22 protein-coding genes are annotated in these 20,098 nt (G+C 73.2%); 7 read left to right on the top strand and 15 right to left on the bottom strand.

All coding sequences use genetic code 11. The features are described from left to right. Positions 1-28 precede the first annotated feature (28 nt). A complete protein-coding gene (locus tag ACFV4N_RS10660; protein ID WP_499672249.1) occupies positions 29-1,069 on the bottom strand; it encodes an ABC transporter ATP-binding protein in 1,041 nt (346 codons plus the stop codon). 103 nt (positions 1,070-1,172) lie between these two features. Between ACFV4N_RS10660 and ACFV4N_RS10655 the strand changes: the two genes are divergently transcribed. Beyond that, complete coding sequence (locus ACFV4N_RS10655) at positions 1,173-2,732, top strand: bis-aminopropyl spermidine synthase family protein (protein WP_499672248.1); 1,560 nt, start codon at positions 1,173-1,175, stop codon at positions 2,730-2,732. Here the strand turns inward: ACFV4N_RS10655 and ACFV4N_RS10650 are convergent. The 9 genes from ACFV4N_RS10650 to ACFV4N_RS10610 form a co-directional block, all read right to left on the bottom strand. Beyond that, positions 2,721-3,299 (bottom strand): hypothetical protein, encoded by a 579-nt coding sequence (locus ACFV4N_RS10650; RefSeq protein WP_499672247.1) that lies wholly within the window; start codon positions 3,297-3,299, stop codon positions 2,721-2,723. The two genes, ACFV4N_RS10655 and ACFV4N_RS10650, sit on opposite strands and share 12 nt — an antisense overlap. A 39-nt stretch (positions 3,300-3,338) precedes the next feature. Further along, entirely contained in the window at positions 3,339-3,935 is a 597-nt protein-coding gene (locus ACFV4N_RS10645; protein ID WP_499672246.1) for a hypothetical protein, read from the bottom strand. After that, a complete protein-coding gene (locus ACFV4N_RS10640; RefSeq protein ID WP_499672245.1) occupies positions 3,932-5,185 on the bottom strand; it encodes a hypothetical protein in 1,254 nt (417 codons plus the stop codon). Before ACFV4N_RS10640 ends, ACFV4N_RS10645 begins: the two co-directional genes overlap by 4 nt. Next, a complete protein-coding gene (locus ACFV4N_RS10635) occupies positions 5,185-5,487 on the bottom strand; it encodes a type VII secretion target (RefSeq protein ID WP_499672244.1) in 303 nt (100 codons plus the stop codon). Before ACFV4N_RS10635 ends, ACFV4N_RS10640 begins: the two co-directional genes overlap by 1 nt. Next, positions 5,484-5,969: a YbaB/EbfC family nucleoid-associated protein gene (locus ACFV4N_RS10630; RefSeq protein ID WP_499672243.1), complete on the bottom strand. Its 486-nt coding sequence runs from the start codon at positions 5,967-5,969 to the stop codon at positions 5,484-5,486. Before ACFV4N_RS10630 ends, ACFV4N_RS10635 begins: the two co-directional genes overlap by 4 nt. A gap of 88 nt (positions 5,970-6,057) precedes the next feature. Next, entirely contained in the window at positions 6,058-6,825 is a 768-nt protein-coding gene (locus ACFV4N_RS10625; RefSeq protein ID WP_499672242.1) for a hypothetical protein, read from the bottom strand. After that, positions 6,822-7,421 (bottom strand): YbaB/EbfC family nucleoid-associated protein, encoded by a 600-nt coding sequence (locus tag ACFV4N_RS10620; protein ID WP_499672241.1) that lies wholly within the window; start codon positions 7,419-7,421, stop codon positions 6,822-6,824. Before ACFV4N_RS10620 ends, ACFV4N_RS10625 begins: the two co-directional genes overlap by 4 nt. Before the next feature lie 50 nt (positions 7,422-7,471). Then, positions 7,472-10,675: a putative bifunctional diguanylate cyclase/phosphodiesterase gene (locus ACFV4N_RS10615; protein WP_499672240.1), complete on the bottom strand. Its 3,204-nt coding sequence runs from the start codon at positions 10,673-10,675 to the stop codon at positions 7,472-7,474. Between the two features lie 223 nt (positions 10,676-10,898). Continuing rightward, positions 10,899-12,080, bottom strand: a complete 1,182-nt coding sequence (locus tag ACFV4N_RS10610; protein WP_499672239.1) for an NAD(P)-dependent malic enzyme — start codon at positions 12,078-12,080, stop codon at positions 10,899-10,901. A gap of 288 nt (positions 12,081-12,368) precedes the next feature. On the opposite strand from ACFV4N_RS10610, the gene ACFV4N_RS10605 reads away from it, so the two are divergent. Next, positions 12,369-12,962: a dTDP-4-dehydrorhamnose 3,5-epimerase family protein gene (locus tag ACFV4N_RS10605; RefSeq protein WP_499672238.1), complete on the top strand. Its 594-nt coding sequence runs from the start codon at positions 12,369-12,371 to the stop codon at positions 12,960-12,962. A gap of 63 nt (positions 12,963-13,025) precedes the next feature. On the opposite strand, the gene ACFV4N_RS10600 is transcribed toward ACFV4N_RS10605, so the two are convergent. Beyond that, on the bottom strand, positions 13,026-13,316 hold the full coding sequence (locus ACFV4N_RS10600; RefSeq protein WP_499672237.1) for a S26 family signal peptidase: 291 nt from the start codon (positions 13,314-13,316) through the stop codon (positions 13,026-13,028). A 114-nt stretch (positions 13,317-13,430) separates the two neighbouring features. Here ACFV4N_RS10600 and sodN point away from each other — a divergent pair, with 114 nt between their 5' ends. The 3 genes from sodN to ACFV4N_RS10585 all read left to right on the top strand — a co-directional run bounded on the left by sodN (position 13,431) and on the right by ACFV4N_RS10585 (position 15,263). Beyond that, on the top strand, positions 13,431-13,850 hold the full coding sequence (gene sodN / locus ACFV4N_RS10595) for a superoxide dismutase, Ni (RefSeq protein ID WP_499672236.1): 420 nt from the start codon (positions 13,431-13,433) through the stop codon (positions 13,848-13,850). A gap of 329 nt (positions 13,851-14,179) precedes the next feature. Then, complete coding sequence (locus tag ACFV4N_RS10590) at positions 14,180-14,785, top strand: histidine phosphatase family protein (RefSeq protein ID WP_499672235.1); 606 nt, start codon at positions 14,180-14,182, stop codon at positions 14,783-14,785. After that, positions 14,778-15,263 carry a GNAT family N-acetyltransferase gene (locus ACFV4N_RS10585; RefSeq protein ID WP_499672234.1) on the top strand — a complete coding sequence of 162 codons (486 nt, stop codon included), beginning with the start codon at positions 14,778-14,780 and terminating at the stop codon, positions 15,261-15,263. Before ACFV4N_RS10590 ends, ACFV4N_RS10585 begins: the two co-directional genes overlap by 8 nt. Here the strand turns inward: ACFV4N_RS10585 and ACFV4N_RS10580 are convergent. Next, complete coding sequence (locus ACFV4N_RS10580; protein ID WP_499672233.1) at positions 15,238-15,708, bottom strand: hypothetical protein; 471 nt, start codon at positions 15,706-15,708, stop codon at positions 15,238-15,240. The two genes, ACFV4N_RS10585 and ACFV4N_RS10580, sit on opposite strands and share 26 nt — an antisense overlap. A 72-nt stretch (positions 15,709-15,780) precedes the next feature. Here ACFV4N_RS10580 and ACFV4N_RS10575 point away from each other — a divergent pair, with 72 nt between their 5' ends. Next, positions 15,781-16,224 carry a MarR family transcriptional regulator gene (locus ACFV4N_RS10575; RefSeq protein ID WP_499672232.1) on the top strand — a complete coding sequence of 148 codons (444 nt, stop codon included), beginning with the start codon at positions 15,781-15,783 and terminating at the stop codon, positions 16,222-16,224. A gap of 120 nt (positions 16,225-16,344) precedes the next feature. Here the strand turns inward: ACFV4N_RS10575 and ACFV4N_RS10570 are convergent, their stop codons facing one another. The 3 genes from ACFV4N_RS10570 to ACFV4N_RS10560 all read right to left on the bottom strand — a co-directional run bounded on the left by ACFV4N_RS10570 (position 16,345) and on the right by ACFV4N_RS10560 (position 18,665). After that, positions 16,345-17,127, bottom strand: coding sequence for an SAM-dependent methyltransferase (locus ACFV4N_RS10570; protein WP_499672231.1), 783 nt, complete (start codon positions 17,125-17,127; stop codon positions 16,345-16,347). Between the two features lie 263 nt (positions 17,128-17,390). Beyond that, entirely contained in the window at positions 17,391-18,140 is a 750-nt protein-coding gene (locus ACFV4N_RS10565; protein ID WP_499672230.1) for a S1 family peptidase, read from the bottom strand. Between the two features lie 126 nt (positions 18,141-18,266). Beyond that, positions 18,267-18,665 (bottom strand): hypothetical protein, encoded by a 399-nt coding sequence (locus tag ACFV4N_RS10560; RefSeq protein ID WP_499672229.1) that lies wholly within the window; start codon positions 18,663-18,665, stop codon positions 18,267-18,269. Between the two features lie 267 nt (positions 18,666-18,932). On the opposite strand from ACFV4N_RS10560, the gene ACFV4N_RS10555 reads away from it, so the two are divergent. Continuing rightward, entirely contained in the window at positions 18,933-19,877 is a 945-nt protein-coding gene (locus tag ACFV4N_RS10555; protein ID WP_499672228.1) for a diacylglycerol/lipid kinase family protein, read from the top strand. Positions 19,878-20,098 lie beyond the last annotated feature (221 nt).

The following is a 20,098-nucleotide window of genomic DNA, read 5'->3' as shown; positions in this document are numbered from 1 at the left end:
GCCCGCGTCCGCGAGGTAGTCCCCGATCTCACCCACGGGCGCGCTCGATCACGTCCAGCACCTGCCGCGCGGTGACCACGCCCGCCAGCCTGCCCTCGGCGTCGACGGCCACGCCCAGGCCGGACGGCGAGGACAGCGCGGAGTCCAGCGCGCCCCGCGCCGGCGCGCCCACCTCGTAGAGCGAGCCGCCGGGCACGAGCGCGCCGTCCGGCGCGACCCAGCCGCTCGGCCTGCGGTCCTCGCCGACCAGGAGCCGCCACCCGTCGCCGGGGACCTGCCCGTCGGCGACCGGCGCCTCGGCCACCTCCACCCCGGAAGCGTCCACAAAGGACAGGCTGCGGTAGCCGCGGTCCTTGCCCACGAAGCCCGCCACGAAGTCGTCGGCGGGGTGGGACAGCAGCTCGGCGGGCGGCGCGTACTGCGCGAGCACGCCGCCGACGCGCATCACGGCCACCTTCTCGCCGATGCGCACGGCCTCGTCGATGTCGTGGGTGACGAACACGATCGTCTTGTCCAATTCGGCCTGGAGCCTCAGCAGCTCGTCCTGCAACCCCTCGCGCACCACGGGGTCCACGGCGCTGAACGGCTCGTCCATCAGCAGCACCGGCGGGTCGGCGGCCAGCGCCCGCGCCACGCCGACGCGCTGCTGCTGCCCGCCGGACAGCTGCACGGGGTAGCGCTTGCCCAGCTCGGCGGGCAGGCCGACCAGCTCCAGCAGCTCGGCGGCCCGCGCCCGCGCCTCGCGCCGCGTCCGCCCGGTGAGCAGCGGCACGGTGGCCACGTTGTCCAGCACGGTCCGGTGCGGGAACAGGCCCGCCTGCTGGATGACGTACCCGATGCCGCGCCGCAGCGCCGGCGGGTCCACGCCCATCACGTCGCGGCCGTCCACCAGCACCGTGCCCGAGGTGGGGTCGATCATCCGGTTCACCATGCGCAGCGACGTGGTCTTGCCGCACCCTGACGGTCCGACGAAAACCGTGATCGTGCCCGCCTCGACCACCAGGTCCAGGCCGTCGACCGCGGTGGTGCCGTCGTCGAACCGCTTGGTCACGTCGCGGAACTCGATCACCCGTGGTCCTCCTGCCGGTGGGTATCAAGTGTCGAACGACCCTAGCCCGTCACCCGGACCAGGGCACGGCGTTCCATCATTCGGTCAGTAGGCTGCACCGTTTGTGGCAACCGAACCAGTGCGCGCCCTGCTGGCCGCGCGAGGCGTGCACTCCCGCAAGCTCCGTCGCGTGCTGGACCTGCTGATCGACGACTGGCGCCCGCTGGCGGAGCTGGTGCGGCTTCCCGCAGTGCCCCGGCGCACCGTGCAGGAGTTGTTGACCGCGATCGGTGACGATTTGGAGACCAGTGGTGACCGCCACCGCGTGACACCCGCGAAGGCGGCCGACTACGCGGTGTTCCGGACGGGCGGCGACCTGCCCGACCCGCTGGACGAGGTGGTGCGCGGGCACGCCGCCGAGCTGCGGTCGATCCGGGCGGACATCGCCGACGTGCCGCCGCCGCTGGCCGCGCTGGACCACGTGCAGGCGACGCCGGAAACCGCGCTGCGGCGCGCGTTGTGGCTGGACGCGACCTACGACCTGGCCGGGCGGACGCTGCTGTGCCTGGGCGACCACGACCTGACGTCACTGGCGGTGTGCGCGGTGAACCCGGCCGTGTCGGTCGTGGTGGTGGACGTGGACGACCGGCTGCTGGAGCACATCGCGACCCGGGCCGGTGAGCGCGGGTGGCCGGTGCGGGCGCTGCACGCCGACTTCCGGTTCGGGCTGCCGCCCGCCGTGCTGGAGTCGGCGGACCTGGTGTTCAGCGACCCGCCGTACACGCCGGAGGGCATGGCGCTGTTCGCGTCCCGCGCGGTCGAGTGCCTGGCCGACCTCGGCAAGGGCCGGGTCGTGCTGGCGCACGGGTTCAGCGAGCGCACCCCCGCGCTCGGCCTGAAGGTGCAGCAGGAGCTCCAGAAGCTGGGCCTGGTGTTCGAGGCGATCCTGCCCGCGTTCCACCGGTTCGACGGCGCGCAGGCCATCGGCAGCGCGGCGGACCTGTACGTGTGCCGGCCCACGACCCGCCGCTCGGCGGGCACGCCGCCGAAGACCGCCATCTACACCCACGGCCCGCAGTCGGTGGAGGCGACCGGTCCCGGTTCGCGGGCGTTGCAGGCGCTGGTGGACCTGGCGCCGCGCCCCGAGTCGTCGCCCCCGCCGAAGCCGCGCCAACCCGGGTGGGCCGACCCGGTGGGCAAGGGCGCGGCGTCCCTGGCCGTGGACCTGTCCGGCGACCCGGGCCCGTGGCTGCTGCGGACGCTGCTGGCGTGCTCGCCGGGCCGGATGGCCGCGCTGGTGCCGAACAACCACCCGGACGTGGCATCGGAGAAGGGCCAACGCTCGCTGATGTCCTTGGTGGACACGAGGTTCGCGCTGAAGTTCCTCCGCTCCACCCCGGACGGCAAGCACTGCGTCGTGGTGGCGGACCAGGTGCTGGCGGGCACCCTGGACGCGGGCGGCCTGGCCGTGCGCGAGGTGCTGTCGAGGGCCCACGGCAAGCTCGGCAACGTGTGGCGGGAGGCCCTGGTCACCGCGTCGCGCGGGAAGCTGACCAAGCGGGAGGCGCGCGACCTCGTCGACCGGCACGCCGAGGACGAGGACGAGTTGGAGCTGAGGCTGATCGACCTGCCGCGGCACCGCGTCGCCGCCGTGCTGCCGCGGGTGCGGGCGTCAGCCGGCTGAACCCCGGTCCCGCTCTCGCGGCCGCCGGGTGGCGGCGAAGGCGACGAACCCGAGCGCGGCCACGAGGGCGAGCGGCAGCAGCCACACCCCGGCCGTCCCCACGTCGCCCGGCCGGGCCGGGGACACCAGGTCGTTGCGGTCCAGCACGACGGGGATGCGGTCGCCCTCCTGGTCCAGTGGGTGGTTGTACGTGTCGAGTTCCACGTCGTCGAGACGACGGTCACCGCACTGGAGCGAGTACCAGGGCTCGGAGCTGGTCCTGGACGTGTCGACCTCGTACACCCGGAGGACCTCGCACTCGGCGGTCCGCCCGAACACCGCCAGGTACAGCGCGTGCGAGGTCGTGGCGGAGGCCACCACCGCGCCGAAGAAGACGACGAGCCCAGCCAGGATCAGCGGACCCTTGACCCGCATCTGGAGGATCGCGAGCAGGAAGCCCGCGAAACCCGCGAACAGCGTGACGAAGCCGACCGCCTTGTTGGTGTTGCCCATGGCGAACAGACCGGTGGCGAACTGCGCCGTCAAGCACAGCACCGCCACCGCGACCCAAACGCCCCTGCCCCTCATCCGTCCAGGTGTCCCTTCCACCGCCTCGTCGCCTCCCCTCTACTCGCCGGTCCGGGTGCCGGCGGGCCGGCCGCCGAGGTCCTGCCCACGCGACCGGGTGAAGGCGAGGGCGACGAACAGCGACCCCAGGAGCAAGCCCGCCGGCACCGGCCACCAGCTCGCGCCGGAGACGTCGGACGGCCGCACCGGGTTCATCAGACCGGTGCGGTCGAACACCAGGGACGTCTCCTCGCCCATGTCCCCGATGTGCTCCGAAGCCGTCTGGTACGGCTCGTACTCGATGCGGAGGTCACCGCAGCGCACGGTGTGGACGGTGTAGGAGGCCGCCGAGCTGCTCCTGACGTGCCTCGAATCCAGCACCCGGCAGTCGGTGCGCGTCTCCCCGAAGGCGGAGAGCCACAGCGGGTGGCCCTGCACGACGGAGGTCCCGATCACGACGACGGCCACGGCCACGGCCCCGAAGAACGCCGACACGCCCTTCCAGAGGGCCATCACCGTCAGCAGCAGGGTGAAGAACCCCACGACGACCAGGGCGATCCCCAGCCACCTGAGCGACGCCGCCCCGAGCAGGAACCCGCCGGGGACGAGGCACAGCAGGGCGGCGACGGCGAGTCCCGCGTTCAGGCCCCTGTTCACCGGTCCAGGTACCCGGTCCGGCGCTTGAACGCGGGGTCCTCGCGCCCCTCGTTCTCCAACTCGTCCTGCTTCGCGGCTTCCCGCGAGTAGTCGGCGGCGAGCTTGGTCTGGAAGGCGCCGTCGGTCACGCTGGGGACCGAGTGAGGCATCGGCGTGCCGTCCCCGCGGTCGAGCGGCTTGAACGGGGTGTAGGCGTCCACCGCCGCTTCGCCGAACTTCGCCCTCTGGACCGTCACGTTCTTCGTGGCCCTCTCCCAGGTCTTGCCGGCGTCGCTGTAGGCACGGCCGAACTGCCTGCCCGCGTCGGCGACCTTGGAGCCCACGTCGCCCGGAGTCGGGCGCGCGTTGCCCCAGTCCTCCATGCGCTTCCCGGCCTCCTCCACGCCCTGGAACCTGACCGGGGGCGCGTCCGCGGCCTGCGCGCCGGCGGCGCGGGTGGTGCCGCCGGCGCCCGTGCCCCGGCCGAACCTGCCCAGGCCCTCGAGGGCGTCGCCGAGGGCGCCGAGCGCGCCCTTCATCCGGCTGAGGATGCGGGTCACCGCCCTCAGGAGCTTCGCGATCAGCTGGGTGATCTTGCCGAGCACGACGGCGGCGCGGCCGACCGCCCAGGCGGCGAAGGCGGCGACGGAGCTGCCGAAGCTCACCACCGACGAGGCGAGCGCGATGGCCGCGTTGCGGATGATCTCCCAGACGAGTACCGCGACGAGGTCGCGGATCATGCCGCGCACGGTCGCCGTGAGGGTGCCGGCGGACGCGACCGACTCGGCGACGGCGACGCACGTCCGGCTCGTCTGCAGCGTCTCCCGCACCAACCGGCCCTGGCTCTGCCGGAACGCGTCGGCCGCCGCCTGCTCCCACGCCCTGACCTGGTTCTCGACCGCGTCGTGCTGAGCTTGGGCGATGCCGTCGAGGGCCGCGGCCGCCTTGTTCCAGCCGGCGACCGCCTCCTTGATCTTGTCGCCGTCGCCGGCGAGCTTGTCCAGCCCTTCGCGCAGGAAGCTGATGTGCTCGATCAGCCACCCGATGCCGGCCGTGGCGAGCGAGCCCAGCGGGTCGATCATCATGCCGAAGCCGTCGAGGGTGAGGGCACCCACGTTCATGCCGAACTCGCCCCAGTCGCCCTCCTTCACGGCGCGCCCCAGGGAGTCGTACACCTGCGCACCGGATTCGAAGACGCCCGCGCCGGCGAAGTTGTCCGGCGTGAGCGGTTTGCCGGTGTCGATCCCCGTGATCAGGCCGTCGTCCCCCATCAGCTGCCTCCCCCGAACCGCTCCCGGTTGCCGTCCTCGACGTCGTCGTAGCGCGTGGCCGTCGCGACGGTGTCACCCGCCGCCTCGCCGTAGGCGGCGGCCAGTTCCCTGATCTTCTCCGTGGCCTCGGCGGCCGCCAGCCGCGCGTCGTCGGCGAAGAACTGGAGCAGCTGCCCGAACGCCTCACCGCCGAGTTCGATCCCCGCCACGCCGTCCGCGACCGCCGCGACCTCCTCCTGCCGCCCCTCCTGACCACCGGCGAACGACCGCAGCTGCCCCGCCTCGACCCGGAACCCGCTCACCGCAGCACCGTCCCGAAGCCGTCCTCGTCGTCGGGTTCGTCGCGCCCCCGCGCGGGTCGGGCCGGGGGCCTCGGCGGGGCGCCCCACGCGTCCTGCCGCAGCACGCCGCCGCCCTCCCCGTCCGCCACCGGCGCGGGCGGCGCCTCCTCCTCCGGGATGAACGCGGTCAGGAAGTCCATCGCCTCCGTGCCGCCGAACTGCGGCTCGACCGCGGCCGCCACCTGGCGGGCGGCCCGCGCCTGCGCCCGCCGGACCGCGTCCATGACCGCCTGGCCCAGCTGGACGTGCGAGAACTCGGTCGCGCGCGGCGAGAACTCGATGTGCTGGAGCGCCCCGTTGGGCGCCACCGTGACGGTCACCGCGCCGTCGTTCGAGCGCACGGTCGCCGCCGCGTCCCGGATCCGCTCCTGCATGTCCTGCGACCGCCGGGCGAGGTCACGCGCCCTCGCCTCCAGGTCCGCGATCACCCGTTCAGGGTTCACCCGGTCACCCCCCGTTGTCCTCTGACGCCGGTTCGTGAGTATCGCGGACGACTTGTCGACAAGTACCCGTGTTGGCACAAGTGGCCGGTCACCCGGAGCGGGCGAGTTCCTCCAGCCGCCCGAGGAGGCGAGCGACCGCGCCCAGCAGCTTCGCGACCTGCTCGGTGATCCGCGCCAGCACGGCCGCCGCCCGCCCGACCGCCCACGCGGTGAAGTCCGCCACCGACGTCCCGCCGCTCGACTCGGCCGCGGCCAGCGCGACGGCGGCGTTGCGCACCACCTCGCGGGCGAACATGACGACCAGGTCGCGCACCACACCGCGCACGGCGGCCGCGGCGGTGCCCGCCATCGACACGTGGTCGGCGACCGCGGCGCACCGCCGCGAGGCGGCCAACGCCTCGTCCACCCACGCCTCACGCGCGCGCCGGAACGCCTCCGCCGCGTGCGGCGCCCACCCGGACACGTGCACCTCCACCTCGTCCCGCCGCGCGCGGGCGAGGCCGTCGAGGTCGATCGACGCCTGCCGCCACCGGGCGACCGCGTCCTTGATCCGCGCGCCGTCGCCGGCGAGCCAGTCCAGCGGCGCGCGCAGGAAGGCGACGTGCTCGACCAGCCACCCCAGGTCGGCCTCGGCCAGCGCGGACAGCGGGTCGAGGACCGCGCCGAGCGTGTCCAGCCACGCGGCGGCCAGCCCGCGGCTCCGGGCGGCCCGGGACGGCTCGCCCACCTCGACGTCCGGACCGGACCGCCGGACCTCCTCCACCGCCCGCGCCGCGGCGTCGGCGAAGGGCCTCAGGAGCACGCCGAACGCGTCACCGCCGAGGTCGACGCCGGACCGCACGTCGAGACCGCTCACCGCCCCGCCTCACCGCCGTCCTCCGGGCACCACAGGCTGCGCGGCAACGGCACGTCGGACACGTCGGGCACGTCGGGGACCTCCGGCGCCGCGGGCCCACCGGCCACACCCGGCGTCCCCGGCACCCCGGGCACGCCCGCCACCCCCGCCGCCCCTGCGACCACCCGGTGCCGCCCCGGCGTCGCCGCGCCCCCCGCAACCCCCGCGACCCCCGACATCCCGCTCACCCCGGGCCCCCCGCTCACCGGCGCCCCACCACCACCCCCCGGCGCGAACCCGGTGATGAACTCCACCGCCTCGGTCCCCCCGAACTCGACCCCCACGACCTCCGCCACCCGCCGCGCCACCTCGGCCTGCGCCCGGCGGACGGTCTCCATCACCACCTCGCCGAGCCGGTCGTCCGGGATCCCCGAGGCGGGCAGCGCGAACCGGATCCCCCGCAGCGCCCCGCTGGGCCCCACGGTCGCGGTCACCACCCCGTCGGGCGAGCTGACCACGGCCTCCACCGCGTGGACGCCCTCCCGCACCTCCCGCGCCCGCCGGGCGAGGTCACGCGCCCTGGCCTCCAGGTCGGCGATCATCCGTGCCGGGTCCACCGCACCATCCCCCAACTCCACGTCATCACCCGATCGTGGAGTATCCCGAATCAGCCGGCGCGGGGTATGTGCAAGGGGCCCAGCGCCAGCACCGCCCGGAACTCCTTGGGCGGCACGGGCCGGGAGAACAGCCAGCCCTGGTACGCGTCCACGCCGACGCCGCGCAGCACGTGGAACTGGGTCGCGGTCTCGACGCCCTCGGCCACGCACTCGCGGCCCATCGCCCGCGCCATGTCCACCACGGCCTTGGCCACGGCGAAGTCCGACGAGTCGTTGCCCACGCCCGACACGAACCGCCGGTCGACCTTGATGATCTGCGCCGGGAGGTCCTTGAGCCTGGCCAGCGACGAGTAGCCGGTGCCGAAGTCGTCCACCGCGAACCTGATGCCGCGGCCCACCAGCTCGTCCATCGACTGCCGCACCCGCGACGGCAGGTCGACCAGCGCGGTCTCGACCAGCTCCAGCACCACGCGGTCCCACTCGATGCCCGCCTCGGCGATCGCGTTGGCCACGATGTCGACGAACTCGGGGTCGCCCGGCACGAGCCCGGCCAGGTTCACCGCCACCGACACGGCCCGGCCGCCGGGCGACGGCCAGCCCGCCGCCTCCTTCAGCGCCGTGCGCAGCACCCACCGGTCCAGCTCGCGCAGCAGGTCGCCCTGCTCGGCCACGGGCAGGAAGATGTCCGGCGGCAGCAGCCCGCGGTCCGGGTGCGGCCAGCGCACCAGCGCCTCCGCGGTCAGCACCGCGCCGTCCACGCCGACCACCGGCTGGAAGTGCAGCGCCAGCCCGTCGTGCTGGAGCGCCTCCCGCAGCTGCCCCTCCAGGTGGACCTGCCGGTCGGCGGAGGCGATGAGCGCGGCGGACGCCAGCGACACGCGGCCCGCGCCGGCGCGCTTGGCCTCGAACATGGCCGCGTCGGCGAAGCGCAGCAGGTCGTTGCCGGTGGCCCGGGACCCGTTGGGCACGGCCGCGCCGATCGACGCCGACACCCGGACGAGCTGGCCGTGCACCGGGACGGCCGTGCGCAGCAGGCCCGCCACGGTGGTGGCCAGCTTGTCCACGCCGCCGACCTCGTCGATGTCCTGGCAGATGATCACGTACTCGTCGCCGGACAGCCGGGCGGCGGTGCAGCTGCCGGGCAGCCCGCCCTCCAGCCGCCTGGCCAGCGCGACCAGCAGCTCGTCGCCCGCGTCGTGGCCGAGCGAGTCGTTGACCCGCTTGAAGTTGTCGATGTCGCAGAACAGCACCGCGACCTTGGACCGCTTCGGCGACGCCAGCAGGTCCGCCAGCATCTCCTTGACCAGCGCCCGGTTGGGCAGGCCGGTCAGCTCGTCGTGCGTGGCCTGGTGGCGCAGGGCCTCCGCGGTGCGGCGGCGCTCGGTGATGTCCTGGAACACGATCAGCCAGAACCGGCGGCCGTCGTCCTGCACGGACAGCGCGATGTGCAGCTCGCAGTACACCTGCACGCCGTCGCGGCGCACCAGGATGCGCTGCGGGATCTTGAACGAGCGCTCGGCGCCCGGCGCGGACATCTCGTCGATCGGCGGCAGCGGGTTGCCGCTGTCGTCGGGGTGGGTGAGCCGGCCCGCGGTCATGCCGCGCAGCTGCTCCAGGTCCATGCCGAGCAGGTCGCACAGCGCGTCGTTGGCGTCGACCAGCCGCTCGCCCTCGTCGAACAGGCCGATGCCCACGGGCGTGAGCGACACCAGGTCGGCGAAGCGCTGGCTGGACCGCTTCATGCGGGTCTCGGTGGCCCGCTGCTCGGTGATGTCCTGCGCCGTGCCGACCGCGAGCGGCCTGCCGTCCGGGCCCTTGACCACCACGCCGTAGCAGCGGAACACGCGCACCTTGCCGTCGCGGCGCACGAGCCGGTGCTCCAGCTGGATGGGGACCTCCTCGCCCGCGAGCTGCTGCCACAGGTCGTCGACCCACGCCCGGTCGTCGGGGTGCACCAGGTCCAGGTAGGTCTGGTAGTGGGTGTGCTCCTCGCGCGGCACGCCGAACAGCTGGGACATCATCTCCGACCAGACCACCTCGCCGGTCTGGAGGTTCCACTCCCAGACGCCGAGCTGGGCGGCGCGCTGCGCGTCGGCGAGGCGGCGGCGGTCGGCGCGCAGCTGCCGCTCCATCGCGCGGGCCTCGGTGACGTCCTGGACGGTGCCGTGCAGGCGGGTGATCCGGCCGCCCTCGGCCTCGGCGCGCGCCCGGCACACGTACACGCGGTCGCCCAGTTCGCTGCGGACCTCGGCCTCCAGCGTCCGCCCGCCGTCGGCGTCGTCGTTGCGCAGCAGCCTGCGGCGCAGGTCCTCCAGCAGGCCCCGGTCCTCCGGGTGCACGCCGCACAGCAGGTCGTCGTCGGGCACGACGCCCAGCTCGGCGTACATCTCCAGCAGCACCTCGCTGCGGTGCACGGTGCCGGACCGGCCCGCCTTGGCCGGGAACTCGTAGCTCCAGCTGCCCATGCGGGCGATGCGCTGGGCCTCCAGCAGGCGGGCGCGCTCGGTCTCCAGGGCGCGGTCGGAGGTGAGCTGGTCGGTGATGTCGCGGATGTAGCCGGTGATGAACTGGGTCCGGCCGTCCGACCGCACCTTGGCCTCGGCGACGCCGCGGATCCAGCGCAGGCTGCCGTCGGGCCGGACGATCCGGTAGACGATGTCGATCGGGTTGCCGTCGAGCGCGCGGTTGGCCCAGTAGCTGGCGACCATCTCGTAGTCGTCGGGGTGGACCACGTCCAGCACGGCCTGCGCGCCGGGGACCACCTCGCCGGGCTTGACGCCCATCATCTCGTAGTGCGACTCGGACCAGACCGTGACGCCGGTGTCCGGGTCGTACTCCCAGGAGCCGATCTGGGCGACCCGCTGCACGGTGCGCAGCCGCCGCTGCTCGTCGCGCAGGTCCTCGGCGGCCTTGGCCAGGTCGGACACGTCGACCATGAGCACGGCGTGCAGGCCCGTGCCGGGCACGTGGGTGCGCACCACGCGGACCGGCAGCAGCTCGCCGTCGACCCGGCGCAGGCGCAGGTCGTCGGGCTCGCCGACCAGCAGCCGGGCCAGCTCGCGGCCGACGAGGTCGTCCCCGGACCGGGCGCGGCACAGCGCGACCGCGGCGGGGTTGGCGCGCATGACGACGCCCTTGGGGTCGCACAGCAGCGCGGGCGCCTCGGGCAGCGCGAGGCCGCCCAGCTCCACCTCGCCGTTCGGCGGGCGGGCCGGGTCCAGCACCACCGGAGCGCGTCCAACCCGCTTGGGCACGGTCCCACCTTCCCGTGTCTACGGCAGGGATGACCGGCCCGACCGCACCCGAAAACGGCGTCCCTCTCCACGGGCAATATTCACCCGAGGAGAGGGACGGTAGCGCTTCGGGGCGTCATCGCCCACCCCTCAACGGGTTAACGAAACAACACCTTGGCGGTTTCGTTGCCAATCGAGGGGTACGGACGGATGCGGCCGGAGCTCTCCCAACTCCGACTTGGGGTCAGGCTACTCCGTCCTGCCGGGCTGCCAAGGCCACCGCGTTGGCCACTTCGGGCCCGACCCGGGGGTCCAGCGCGCTGGGCACGATCCGGTCGACGGCCAGGTCGTCGGCGGCGACCGCGGCGATGGCGTCCGCGGCGGCGAGCTTCATGCCCTCGGTGATCCGGCGGGCGCCGGCGTCCAGCGCGCCCCGGAAGATGCCGGGGAAGGCGAGCACGTTGTTGATCTGGTTGGGGAAGTCGCTGCGACCGGTGGCGACCACGGCGGCGTGCCGCCCGGCGACCTCCGGGTGCACCTCGGGGTCGGGGTTGGACAGGGCGAACACGATCGCGTCGCCCGCCATGCCCGCGATCAGCTCCTCCTCGACCGTGGCCGACGACACGCCGACGAACACGTCCGCGCCGCGCAGCGCCTCGGCGATGCCGCCGCGCAGGCCGCTCGCGTTGGTGACCTGGGCCAGCTCCGCCTTGACCGGGTTCAGCCCGTCGCGGCCCGCGTGCACGATGCCGCGCGAGTCGACCAGCGTCACCTCGCCCGCGCCCGCCGCGATCAGGATCTTCGCGCAGGCCACGCCGGCCGCGCCCGCGCCGGAGATCACCACGCGCTGGTCGCCGATGCGCTTGCCGAGGACGGTGTTGGCGCCGCGCAGGGCGGCCAGCGTGACGACCGCGGTGCCGTGCTGGTCGTCGTGCATGACCGGCACGTCCAGGGCCTCGATGAGCCGGGCCTCCAGCTCGAAGCAGCGGGGCGCGGCGACGTCCTCCAGGTTGACCGCGCCGAACGACGGGCGCAGCCGGACCAGCGTCTCCACGATCTCGTCCACGTCCGTGGTGTTCAGCACCAGCGGGATCGAGTCGAGGCCGCCGAAGGTCTTGAACAGGGCGGCCTTGCCCTCCATGACCGGGAGGGAGGCGCTGGCGCCGATGTCGCCCAGGCCGAGCACGGCGGTGCCGTCGCTGACCACCGCGACCAGGCGGTGGGCCCAGGTGTAGCGGGAGGCCAGGCCCGGGTCGTCGGCGATGGCCCGGCTGACCCTGGCCACGCCCGGCGTGTAGGCGATGGACAGGGCGCGGGGGTCGGCCAGGGAGGCGGTGATGCCCACGCCCAGCTTGCCGCCCTCGTGGGCGCTGAAGATCTCGTCGTCGGTCAGCTCGGTCGTGAGCGGTTCGTTCACTGCGGTCATGGGAGTCCCTCCTGCGGTGCGCGAGTGGCGGTGGCGCACCGGGACCGGCGTTGTCACGCGGGTCGACGGGGCCTGGCTGCGGGCCGGCACGCGCGGTCGCGCGGCCGCCCTGGAAGGCGGTGTCGGGCAAGCATGGCAGCGCGAACCGCCGCTGTCTGCGACGGGGGTCACAGTCTTTTCGCAGGTCAGAGGCCATTTTCACAGAACGTACGTCCGGTTTTCTGGACTGACCGGTCAGTTTCCGCAGGCAGGATCGGTCAAGAGCCGGCGGGCCCTAGGGTGTCCGGCATGCAGGCACGTGAGCTGAAAATTCCCGGCGCGTTCGAGTTCACCCCTTCGGTGTTCCCGGACGACCGAGGGCTGTTCGTGGCGCCGTTCCAGGGCGCGGCGTTCGAGGAGGCCGTCGGCCACCCGCTGCGGGTCGCGCAGACCAACCACAGCGAGTCCCGGCGGGGCGTGGTGCGGGGGCTGCACTACGCGGACGTGCCGCCGGGGCAGGCCAAGTACGTCCACTGCCCGCGCGGGCGGTTCCTGGACGTGGTGTTCGACCTGCGGGTCGGGTCACCGACGTTCGGCACGTGGGACGCGGTGGAGCTGTCGCCCGACCTGTTCAACGCGGTGTACGTGCCCGAGGGCCTGGGGCACGCGCTGATGGCGCTGGAGGACGGGACGATCGCCTCGTACCTGTGCTCGGAGGGCTTCAACCCGAAGGCCGAGCGCGGCCTGCACCCGCTGTCGGTGGACCTGCCCTGGCCGGCGGACGTGGAGCCGGTGCTGTCGCCGAAGGACGCGGACGCGCCGACGCTGGAGGAAGCGCGCGACGCGGGCCTGCTGCCGTCGTACGACGCGTGCCAGGCCTGGTACGCGCGGCTGAGGGGATAGCGCCGGGGTGGGCCCGAGGGGCCGGCGCAGCGAGGCCACCACAGCGAGGTCGGCTCAGCCGGGTTAACGCAGTGACCGCGGCCGGGGCCACAGCCGGAACCGCACCGTGCCCACCACCTCGGCCGCGCCCAGCTCGCGCGAGTCGGTCGAGGCGAACGGGTTGTCCCCCTCCACGTGCCACCCCCCCGGTACCTCGCGCACGGCCCGCTTGATCGACAACTGGGTGGGCCGCGCGGCCCACCTGACCAGCACCAGGTCCCCGACCCGGGGCCTGCCGCCGTACCGGACCAGCACCACGTCGCCACCGCGGAGGGTCGGCGCCATCGACGGCCCGACCACCCGAACCAGCGGCAACGGGTTGACCTCCGCGCCACGCCCGTCCCGTGCCAACGATCACCTCCGCCTGCCCGCGCGACGCCCCCGGAGTAGGGTTCCGCACGTCGGAGCATCCACTGTCAGGGAGGAAAGATGCGACTTCTGTCGCGCATCCGTTCACTCCGCCGCCCACTCCTGGAGGCCACCGCGCACTGCGACCTCCCGTGCGGTGTGTACGACCCGGCTCAGGCTCGGATCGAGGCGGAGTCGATCAAGGCGATCCAGGAGAAGTACCAGGCGAACGAGGACCCGGAGTTCCGGACCCGTGCCGTCCTGATCAAGGAGCAGCGCGCGGAGCTCGTGAAGCACCACCTCTGGGTGCTGTGGACCGACTACTTCAAGCCGCCGCACTTCGAGAAGTACCCGGAGCTGCACGAGCTGTTCAACAAGGCCACGAAGGCCGCGGGCGCCGCCGGCGCGAAGGGCTCCATGGACCCGGCCAAGGGCCAGGAGCTGCTCGACCTGATCGCCCAGATCGACAAGATCTTCTGGGAGACCAAGCAGGCGTCCTGACGACCTGCTGAAACGCGGCGCTGACCGGCGGGGACCACTCCGCCCGGTCAGCGCCGTGCTGCACCCCGGCCGTCGTCGGACGACCCGGGACGGCCCGGGACGGCCCGAAGTGGTCCACAGTGGACCGTCCGCCGGGCTGCCATGCGGTCACCCGGCCCTCGCCACCGCCCCGGACGTCCGATCACCCGGCCTCGCCACCGCCCCTGCCACCCGGTCGCCGGTCGGGCGCGCGTGGACGCGGGTGCGGTCCCGTAGTGATGAAGGTCGCGGCGTAACCGGGGACACCAATCACCGGGCCGACGGCCACCCCCGCCCCTAAGATCGGCGACGTGACGTCACACGTCTACCTCCTCCGGCACGGCCAGACCGAGTGGTCGGAGTCCGGTCGCCACACCGGCCGCACCGACATCCCGCTCACGGAGGTGGGCGTGCAGCAGGCCCGCCGCGCCGGGGCCGTCCTCGCCCGGTTGCGCGGCACCGACCGGCCGCCGGCCCTGGTGCTCGCCAGCCCGCGCCAACGCGCCTGGCGCACCGCCGAGCTGGCGGGCCTCCACGAGGTGGAGCGCACCGAGGACCTGGGCGAGTGGGACTACGGCGACCACGAGGGCCTCACCACCCCGCAGATCCGCGAGACCGTGCCCGGCTGGACCGTGTGGACCCACCCGTCGCCCAACGGCGAGACCGCCGAGCAGGTCCACGCGCGCGCCACCGCCGTCCTCGACCGCGTCCGCAAGGCCCTGCCGGGCGGCGACGTCGTGCTCGTCGGCCACGGGCACTTCAGCCGCGTGCTCATCGCTGCCTGGCTGAACCTGCCGCCGGACCAGGGCGTGCACTTCGGCCTCGACCCGGCGGGCACCACCGTGCTCGGCGACGAGCGCGGCGACCCCCAGGTGCGGCGGCTGAACGTGCCCGCGTGGGAGGTCGACGTTGACTGACCCGCGCGTCCGGCGCGTGCGCCCGGAGGACGTGCCCGCGGTCGTCGGGCTGGTCGAGGAGCTGGCCGAGTACGAGCGCCTGCGGCACGAGTGCCTGCTGACCGCCGGGCAACTGCACGACGTCCTGTTCCGCCCCAACCCCGCCCTGTTCGGCCACGTGGCCGAAGTGGACGGTCGGGTCGTCGGGATCGCCCTGTGGTTCCTCAACTTCTCCACCTGGCGCGGCACGCACGGCATCTACCTCGAAGACCTCTACGTCCAGCCCGCCCACCGGGGCGGCGGCCTGGGCCGGGCGCTGTTGCAGGCCCTCGCGGAGGAGTGCGTGCGGCAGGGCTACGCCCGGTTGGAGTGGTCGGTGCTCGACTGGAACACCCCCTCGATCGGTTTCTACAAGTCGCTCGGCGCCCTCCCCATGGACGAGTGGACCGTCTTCCGCCTCACCGACGACGCCCTCACGCGACTGGGACGGGACGGCTGAGCGCGGCCTGCCTGATGATCCCGACCCACCACACCACCGTGAACGCGATGACGGTCGGGTTCTTCACGAACAGCAGCACTGCCAGGTAGGTCGGCGAGGAGCCGGCCGACTCCAGACCCACGTCGAACACCAGGAACGCCGCTGTCAACAGCGTGCCCTGCCACAGCAGGGCACGCCAGTGGCGTGACACGAACGTGCGGACATTCGCCCACCTCCACCCCTCCCCGCGCGACGCCAGCCGCCACACCGCGACCACCAGGGCGACCCGCGCCGCCACCACCAGCACCTCCGAGGCGAACCCCGCGAAGCCGGGCAGCCCCCGGTTCACCGCCACCAGTCGCTGGACGGAACCGACCAGCGACAGGCCGACGACCACCGGCCAGTGCCGCAGGTAGAACCGCCCGGCCCACCTCGGCACCTCCAGCGCCAGCCGCAACTCCGACATCCCCCAACCCCCTCAGCGATCGAATATTTTAGTTCAGTGTACTGAAATATTAGGAGCGGTAAAGTGCCGGGCATGGACGGCCGGGACTACGGACGCGAGCTGAGCACCGCTGTGGTCGCCTTCCACGAGGCCGTGGGCGCGCGGCTGGGCGTGACCGCGGTCGACCAGCGGGCGCTGGCGCTCATCGCCGGCAAGGGCCCGCTGACCGCGGGCGCCCTGGCCAAGGAGATCAACCTGACGCCGGGCGCGGTGACCGGCGTGGCCGACCGGCTGGAACGCGCGGGCCTGGTCCGGCGCGAGCCCGACCCCGAGGACCGCAGGCGCGTGGTGATCACGGCGGTGCCCGGCGCGTTCGGGCAGGTCTTCGCGGGCCTGGCCGCCGCGATGGCGGAGCTCTCCGCCCGCTACACGCCCGAGGAGCAGCGGGTCATCGGGGACTGGGTCGCCCGGACCGTCGAGGTCCTGAAGGAGCAGACGCGGCGGCTCGCCGAAGGTCGCCCACCCGGGCGGTCCTGACCCGAGCAGACCTGGCCCGAGCAGACCTGACCTGGGCGGTGCCGGTTCAAGCGGTGCCGGCTCAAGCGGCCCTCACGCGGGCCGCGCCGGCTCAAGCGGTCCCGACCGGGCCCGGCGAGCTCACCGCGAGCGCTTCACCCCGACCGCGCCGTAGGCGACCGCCTCCGCGCCGCTCTCCGGCTCCCCCTCGCCGCGCCACCGGGCGGCCAGCACCAGCCCCGGCTCCAGCAGCTCGAAGCCCGCGAACAGCGGCTCCAGCTCCGCCTTGGACCGCGCCACGATCGGCGTGAGGGTGTCCGCGGTCACGCCGACCAACTCCTCCACCATCTCCGGCTGCTCGTCGGCGGTCAGGTGGCTCATCACCAGGTAGCTGCCGTCCACGACCGCGTCCCGGTAGCGGGCGACCAGCTCGACGGGCCCGTCCTCGTCGCCGACGTAGGGCAGGATCGCGACCATCAGCACGGCCACCGGCCGGGTCAGGTCGAGCAGGCCGCGGACCTCCGGCGAGGACAGCACCGCGCCCACGTCCCGGATGTCGGCCTCCGCGATCGCCACGCTCGGGCTGTCGCGCAGCATGGAGCGGCTGTGGGCGACGGTCGTGGGGTCGTTGTCCACGTACACCACGCGGCACGTCGGGTCGACCTGCTGGGCCGCCTCGTGCACGTTGCCCGCGGTCGGGATGCCGGAGCCCAGGTCCAGGAACTGGCGGATGCCGGCGGCCACGCACACGCGCACCGCCCGGCGCAGGAACGCGCGGGTGTGCTGGACGATCTCCGCGGTCGGGATCTTCGGCATGGCCCGCTCGGCGTACTCGCGGTCGACCGCGAAGTTGTGCGCCCCGCCCAGGTAGTAGTCGAACAACCGGGCCACGTTGGGGCGCTCGACGTCACCGTTCGTCGACACCCATCTCGGGGAGTTCTGCACTGCGCACCTCACCCTGCACGGCACCCGGAGCGGCGTGAACGCCTGCAGAACCGTATCTGGCTACTCCGTTCGTGTCCATCCGCCAAACGTGAACACGCAGGGTGATTACAACTGGTGGCAGGTCGGGCCGGTCGCCGTGGCTGCCCCGACCGCGGAGCCCGACCGTGGTGCCCCGACTCTGGTGCCCCGACCGGGGGGCGGCGCAGGGGAGGAAGTCCTGCCCCCCGGTCGGGAGCCTTCGGTCAGACGCCGGCGTAGGAGCGGATCCAGTCGCGGTAGCGGGTGACGGCGGTGTAATTCGACCGCGTCGAGCGGTCGGAGGTGGAGGCGACGCCGACCTGGTAGCGGCGGCCGTCGACCGGGCTGGTGGCGAACATCGGGCCGCCCGAGTCACCGCCGGCCGCGATGCCGTTGACGCGGGTCACCGAGATGGCGATGCCGCCGCGGTAGTCGCGGCCGTTGACCGAGGTGACCCGGGTGTCGGCGTACTTGAGGTAGCGCGACTGGCAGTTGATCTCCGGCTGGTTGGTGCAGGTGGCGCCCCAGCCGTAGAGCTGCACGGTCTGGTTGACCGCCACGGCGGTGGTGGTGCCCAGCGGGGCGTAGGTGGTCGACACGGAGCGGTCGATCTGCGCCAGGGCCAGGTCCACCGAGGGGTGCTGGATGATCCGCGTGGCGGTGACCAGCGTGCCGCCGGTGGTCTGGTCGAGGCTGCCGACCCGGAACGTGTAGGTGCCCGAGGACGCCACGCAGTGCTGCGCGGTGAGGATCCAGGTCGGGGCGATGATGGTGGCCGAGCAGTTCTGCTGGCCGTTGCGGAACAGGCGGGCCGCCCAGGGCGCGTTGCTCGCCGTGCCGCCTCCGATGATGTACGGCTGGACGCCGTCCGCCTCCTGGGCGGAGGCCGCCGGCGCGGCCGCCGTCAGGGCCAACGCGGACAGCAGCGCGGCAGTGGCTCCGACCACCGCGGACAGGGCGCGATTGAGTCGCATGGATTCGTCACCTCAACGAACGCAGGGAGTGGTGAATTCACCACCCACAGCGTCACCCGTCGAGGTGAACGGGAACACCCGCCGTTCGTCGGCGGGCGTCCAGCCGATGGTCGGAGACCGAACGACCTAATCGTCCTGTTCGTCCACGCCCAGCGCCCACCGGCGCACGGGGTTGGTGAACAGGAGGAACAGCGTGACCCCGGCGTAGAGGCCCGCCAGCGCGCCCCACAGCTGCTGCCCGGACGGCCCGTAGGTGTACCAGGCCACGCCCAGCAGCAGGAGCTGGAGCACGACCGCCGGCGTCCGGCCCCAGTGCCTGCCCAGCAGCAACCCGATCGCGGCCGCGAGCACCCCGCCGCCCAGCACGACGAAGTACGCCGCCTCGCCGAGCAGCGAGCCCGCGTCGTCCACCTCGAACGACCGCACGACCAGGGCGACCGCGAACGCCAGCCCGGCCAGCCCCTCCACCGCCGTCAGCCCGCCCGCCACCCGGACCGCCGCCGGCACCCCATTCCGGTTCGACACGCTGGGCCTTTCCTTACCGTGAGTACTCGTCACGCATCGTAGGCCACCCGGTTGGCGAGTCCCCTTCGGCCGCGCCAGGGGCGAAGATCAAGGGAAGTCTTCGGCGAGCCGGCGGTCGGGCCGGGGTGCACTTGTCGCGGACACGGGTCACGAGGCTCCGCACGGCGATGCGGGAAAGGAGATGTGGGCCACTTCAGGGCGCTCTGATTCCTCCTACCGGGTGCAGCGCAATCTGCCTCAGGTCACGCGCTGTCCTACCCTGCAGTAGTGCGCGCACTTCTGGTGGTCAACCCGCAGGCGACGGCGACAACGCCCGGTGGCCGGGACGTGCTCGCGCACGCACTGGCCAGCGAGGTGAAGCTCGACGTCGTCGAGACGGACTACCGCGGGCACGCGGCGGACGCCGCCGCGGGCGCCGTCGTGGACGGGTACGACCTGGTGGTCGCGCACGGCGGCGACGGCACGGTGAACGAGGTCGTCAACGGCGTGCTGCGCGGCGGCGCGCGACCGGGGCTGCCGCTGCTCGGGGTGGTCCCGGGCGGCTCGGCCAACGTCTTCGCGGGCGCCCTCGGCCTGCCCCGCGACCCGGTCGAGGCGACCTACCGCCTGCTCCAGGCCGTCGAGCACGGCACCAGCCGCCGGGTCAGCCTCGGCAAGGTCGCCTCCGCGGGCGGCCCCCTCCAGCACGACCGCTGGTTCACCTTCAACGCGGGCGTCGGCTGGGACGCCGACGTGGTCGCCGGCGTCGAGCACCAGCGGGCCAAGGGCCTCCAGGCGTCGCCGGGCCTGTACGCGCGCACCGCGCTCGCCAGCTACTTCACCCAGCGCAGGCACCCCGCCAGCCTGACCGTGCAAATCCCGGGCGAACCGCCGTTCGAGGACGTGCGCCTCGCGTTCGTGTCGAACACCGACCCGTGGACCTACCTCGGCGACAAGGCGATCCGGCTCAACCCGAGCACCTCTTTCGACGGCGGCCTGGGCCTGTTCGCGCTGCACGGCATGGGTTTGCCGACAGTTCTTCGCTACGTCGCGCATCTTTTGGCCACCGATGGGAACCCGAAGGGCGCGAACCTGCTCCGGCGCGACGACGTCGAGTACGTCCGGGTGACGACCCGGGAGCCCGTCAACCTCCAGGTGGACGGGGACCTGCTCGGCACGTGCACCGAGGTGGAGTTCACGGGCGTGCCAGGCGCGCTGACGGTGGCGGTGTGACCACGTTCGTGTGACCGTGGTGTGACCATCGCGCTACCCATCTGCGATGTTTCACCTGGTAGGGATGCCGCTCCGTGAAACCACAGGTGAACTCAGTCGATCTTTCGGGTGAGTTCACTCACCGGGTTAGTGCTAAACCCTTGACATCCGTGGCGTTCGTGAAAGCATTCACAAGCACCCCAAAAACCGACCGCTGACGACCGGCGCGCCCTCGCGCGCCT

Source organism: Actinosynnema sp. NPDC059797, from assembly GCF_042732085.1.
Lineage (GTDB): Bacteria > Actinomycetota > Actinomycetes > Mycobacteriales > Pseudonocardiaceae > Actinosynnema.
The sequence above is the reverse complement of the archived record's forward strand: the minus strand, read 5'-3'. Positions and strand labels throughout refer to the sequence as shown.